The sequence below is a fragment of the Natronococcus sp. genome (genome assembly GCF_047921035.1).
Classification (GTDB): Archaea; Halobacteriota; Halobacteria; order Halobacteriales; family Natrialbaceae; genus Natronococcus.
Map to the genome: position 1 here is coordinate 1 of NZ_JBLRWX010000169.1, position 4,095 is coordinate 4,095.

A 4,095-nucleotide genomic window follows, 5' to 3' on the forward strand; every position below is an offset into this window, starting at 1 on the left:
GCGCGACGCCGTGGGCGTCGACGAGCCAGGTGTGAAACGGGAAGAGCCCGACGCTGATCCCGAGTCCGACGCCCATGAGGAGAAAGGAGCCGACGACCAGCGGGTCGGTGTAGCCGATCTCGGGGAGGCGCTCGGCCAACAGCGCCATGTTGCTCGTCCCCGTCGCGACGACCGCGACGACGACGCCCGCGAGGTAGATACCGGCCCCGAGCGTGCCCAGGACGAAGTACCGGAAGGCGACGTAGCTTCCCCACCCCGTCCCCGTCGCCCCGACGAGGACGAACGTCGCCAGGCCGAGCAGGAGCAGGTAGCCGTACAGCGCGAAGAGATCGCCCGTGAGGGTGATCCCGATCACCCCGGCGACGATCGCGAGGTAGCCGGCGTAGAACCCGTTGCCGCGGGGGCCGGCCGTCCGGGTGTACGCGAGCGCGCCGAGGGCCACCAGCGAGTCGAGCAGCACGATCGCGCCCGAGAACCCGTCGGCCTGGAACTCCGTGGCGTACCCCAGCCGGTCGAGGGCGAGCTGGTACTCGATCGGCTCGCCGGTGAGGAGGGCGACGGTGAGAACCACCGATAGCAGGAACGTCACCGACAGCGACGTCGCGGCGATCGGCCAGCCGACGTCGTCGAACCAGCCGTCCGCGAGCGCGGAGAGTCCGGCGGCTCCGAGCGGGACGACGATCACGGCGGCGACGAGCCACTGGAGTTCGATCATCGCGGTGTCGGTTCCCGACCGCCCTCGAGTCGCGATCCCGTCGACGTAAGACGGAATCGGACGACCGAACGGGAATCGAGTACCGATAGGGAGGTCCACGGTTTCAAACTGCGGGATTCGGTCGTCGGCGTGCCGCGATCTGTACCCTTATAGGGGTACGTTCCGTGCCCTCGCACGTCATGCGAGCCGTTCGACTCTCGGAACACGGCGGACCGGACGTACTGCAGGTCGAGGAGATCGACCGACCCGAACCAGCGGCCGACGAGCTACTGCTCGAGATAGAGGCCGCCGGCGTCAACCCCGTCGACACCTACTTCCGTGAGGGATCCTACGAACCCGTCGGACCGCCGTTCACGCCGGGCGTGGACTTCGCGGGCGTCGTCGCCGAAACCGGGTCGGGCGTCGAGGGGTTCGAGGCGGGCGACCGCGTCTACGGCACCGGGATCGGAAACGGCTCCTTCCAGGGCGGCTACGCCGAGTACGCGACGGTACCGACCGACCGCGTCGTCCACCTGCCGGACGGCGTCGACGCCCGCGAGGCGGGCGCGGCGGGCGTCGTCGGCGTCACCGCCTGGCGCGCGCTGATCGACCACGCCGCCCTCGAGCCGGCCGAGGCCTGCCTCGTCCACGGCGGCTCCGGCGGCGTCGGGCACGTCGCCGTCCAGATCGGCGACGCCGTCAGTGCCCGGGTCGTGACGACCGCCTCCGAGCAACACCACGACACCCTCGAGGAGCTGGGCGCCGACGCCGCCCTCGACTACTCGCGTGACGATCTCGCCGACGCCGTCCTCGAGGCGAGCGACGGCGGCGTCGACGCGATTCTCGACCACCGGCTCGACGACTACCTCCAGTTCGACGCCGAGGTCGCGGCGACGGGCTGTCGCGTCGTCGGCATCGGCGAGAACGACCCCGGTCCGGGCTTCACCAACGTCGGCGCGGCCCGGTCGGCCGACGTCAGCTACCAGTTCATGACGATGTTCAACACGCCGGACCTGCGGGTACCACTGCGGGGGGTCGCCGACCTCATGGCTCGTGATCGCCTCTCGGTCGAGATCGACCGCACGTACGACCTCGAGGAGGCCGCGCAGGCCCAACGGGACGTGATGGAGGACAGCTTCTTCGGCAAGCTCGTCCTCGAGCCGTAGTCCGATCGGCTTCGGTTCGGATCCGACCCTACTACTATTACCAATGCGTGCGTACAATTGACATGGATCCGAACCCCAGCGAGCGCGGCGACCGCGAGACGGAGGTGAGTGTGTACCCGGACGCGATCGACGACGTGGCGTATCTCACGCGATCGCACCACCGAACGACCGCGCTCATCGCGCTGGCGGATCGGCCGCGAACGCGGGCCGACCTCCGCGAGCTAACCGGGGTCTCGCGTTCGTCGCGTCGGGAATCCGGGAGCTGCTCGAGCGCGTCGAAACCGAGCGGAAGCTCCGGGAGCTCTGGGGCTGGTTCCCCGCCGAGGTCCGAAAGCTTCCGCTCGAGTCGTTCTCGGACGTGGTCGTTACCGTCTCCGCCGTCGACGACCCGTACCGTCCGGTCAACCGGTTCGTTTCCCTGCTCAGAGAGACCGACCGGTTCCGGTTCGTCGGCTTCGAGTTGGCGCTGCTCGAGCCCTGCCGAGACGAGCTCTGTCAGCGGATCGTCGACGGGATGACGACCGAGGTGATCGACCCGCCGTCGGTCGTCAGCTACATCAGAACCGCCTACCCCGAGCAGTCCGAGCGAACCCTGGCGAGCGGGAATCTCACCGTACTGGTCAGCCAGGAGCTTCCCGAGTACGGACTCAGCCTCTTCGACGATCGAATCGGGATCTGTAGCTACCACCCCGACAGCGGGACGGTTCGGGCGTTCGTCGACACCGACGACGGGGAGGTCCGCGAGTGGGCCGTCTCGACCTACGACTCCTACCGTCGGGAGGCGCGGCCCCTCGCGGTCGAGACGCCAGCCGGGTAGCGGTAGCCTGCGTCGACCTGCTCGAAACCGCCGGCCTCGGTAACGTAACGATCGGGGAGGTCCCTGGGACGAGTTCGTCTCGGACCGGGCTCGAGGCGTCTGCCAGCAGTACGGCGTCTCGAGCGTTTCGGTCCGGGCCCGCCCCCGACGGCGAGGGACCTCCTCATACGGATTGCTGTAACGATTTACCGGCGCAACCGCCGCACGGGTCGCCCCGGTAATGACTTACAGTAAACCGTATCAGACCAGCTCCGAGACGGCCGCCATCGTCGTCTCCTTGTCCGCCTCGCTCATCCCGTCGACGAAGCCGATCCGGACGGCGTCGACGCCGTCGATCTCGGCGTAGTCGGCGACCCACTCGCGGACCTCCTCGGGGGTGCCGGCGGGTGCCAACTCGTCGAGCACCTCGTCGGGGAGCCGCGCGGCCATCGCCTCCGTATCCCGATCCTGCCAGGCTTCGCGGATAGCAGCGACGACGTCGGGGTAGCCCTGCTCGGCCACGGAGTCGCCGTAGTAGGGTCCGTACGCGCCGAGCATGAACGCGATCGTCTTGCGGGCGCGTTCGCGAGCCCGCTCGCGGTCCTCGGCGGCGATCCCACGGACGATCGGGCTCACGCGCAGCTCGTCGGGGTCCCTGTCCGCTAGCTCGGCGCCCCGGTGGAGGTCCTCGAGGCGGTCCTCGAGGCCGGACTTCGTGAACAGCTGGGGCGCCCAGCCGTCGCCGAACCGCCCGGCCATCTCGGTCGCCGTCGGACCGAGGGTGGCGAGGTCGATCGGCGGCGGGTTCTCGGGGACGTCTCGCTCGTAGTTGAGCCCGGCGACCTCGAAGATCTCGCCCTCGTAGGCGGGGGTCCCCTCCTCGTACACCGCCCGGACGATCTCGATCGCCTCCCGCGTGCGCCGCAGCGGTCGCTCGAAGGACTCCCCGTGCCAGCGCTCGGTGATCGCGGGCGAACTCGGGCCGAGCCCGAGCCGGTATCGGCCGTCCGAGGCGTCGTGTAACGCCAGCGCGGTCTGGGCGAGCATCGCCGGCGACCGCCCGAACGGCGAGATGACGTCGTTCGAGATTCCGAGTTCGTCGGTCCGGTCGGCGATCAGCGTCAGCGCCGGGACGATGTTCCAGCCGGTCGTCTCGCCAGTCGAGATCCGGTCGAAGCCCAGCTCCTCGGCCCGGACGGCGCGGTCGGCGACGTCCTGGGGGCGGTCGTAGTCGCCGAGTCGCACCAGCAGATCCAGCCGTGCGTTCACGCCGTTCGCCTCCGTTGTCGTCTCATACGCGTCACCGTCGACCGCGGTACGGATTGGCTTAACGGATTCCGCGAGACGTTCGGGTCGCAGGGGGCCACAGGGGGTGTAGCCCTCGAGTACTTATTCCCGACGTCGTGGTAGCGCGGCTCCTATTGGAGCCAGACCGAACG

At 69.2% G+C, this 4,095-nt stretch carries 3 protein-coding genes and 1 pseudogene; 2 read left to right on the plus strand and 2 right to left on the minus strand.

Annotated elements, in window-relative coordinates:
- The coding region (locus tag ACNA7R_RS19455; protein ID WP_416285176.1) for a proton-conducting transporter membrane subunit at positions 1 to 715 on the minus strand (715 nt) is incomplete at its 3' end.
- A 179-nt stretch (positions 716 to 894) separates the two neighbouring features.
- Here ACNA7R_RS19455 and ACNA7R_RS19460 point away from each other — a divergent pair.
- Positions 895 to 1,860: an NADPH:quinone reductase gene (locus ACNA7R_RS19460; protein WP_416285178.1), complete on the plus strand. Its 966-nt coding sequence runs from the start codon at positions 895 to 897 to the stop codon at positions 1,858 to 1,860.
- Between the two features lie 62 nt (positions 1,861 to 1,922).
- Positions 1,923 to 2,677: pseudogene (locus tag ACNA7R_RS19465) on the plus strand (helix-turn-helix transcriptional regulator).
- A 240-nt stretch (positions 2,678 to 2,917) separates the two neighbouring features.
- Here the strand turns inward: ACNA7R_RS19465 and ACNA7R_RS19470 are convergent.
- Complete coding sequence (locus ACNA7R_RS19470; protein ID WP_416285180.1) at positions 2,918 to 3,925, minus strand: TIGR04024 family LLM class F420-dependent oxidoreductase; 1,008 nt, start codon at positions 3,923 to 3,925, stop codon at positions 2,918 to 2,920.
- Positions 3,926 to 4,095: the final 170 nt, after the last annotated feature.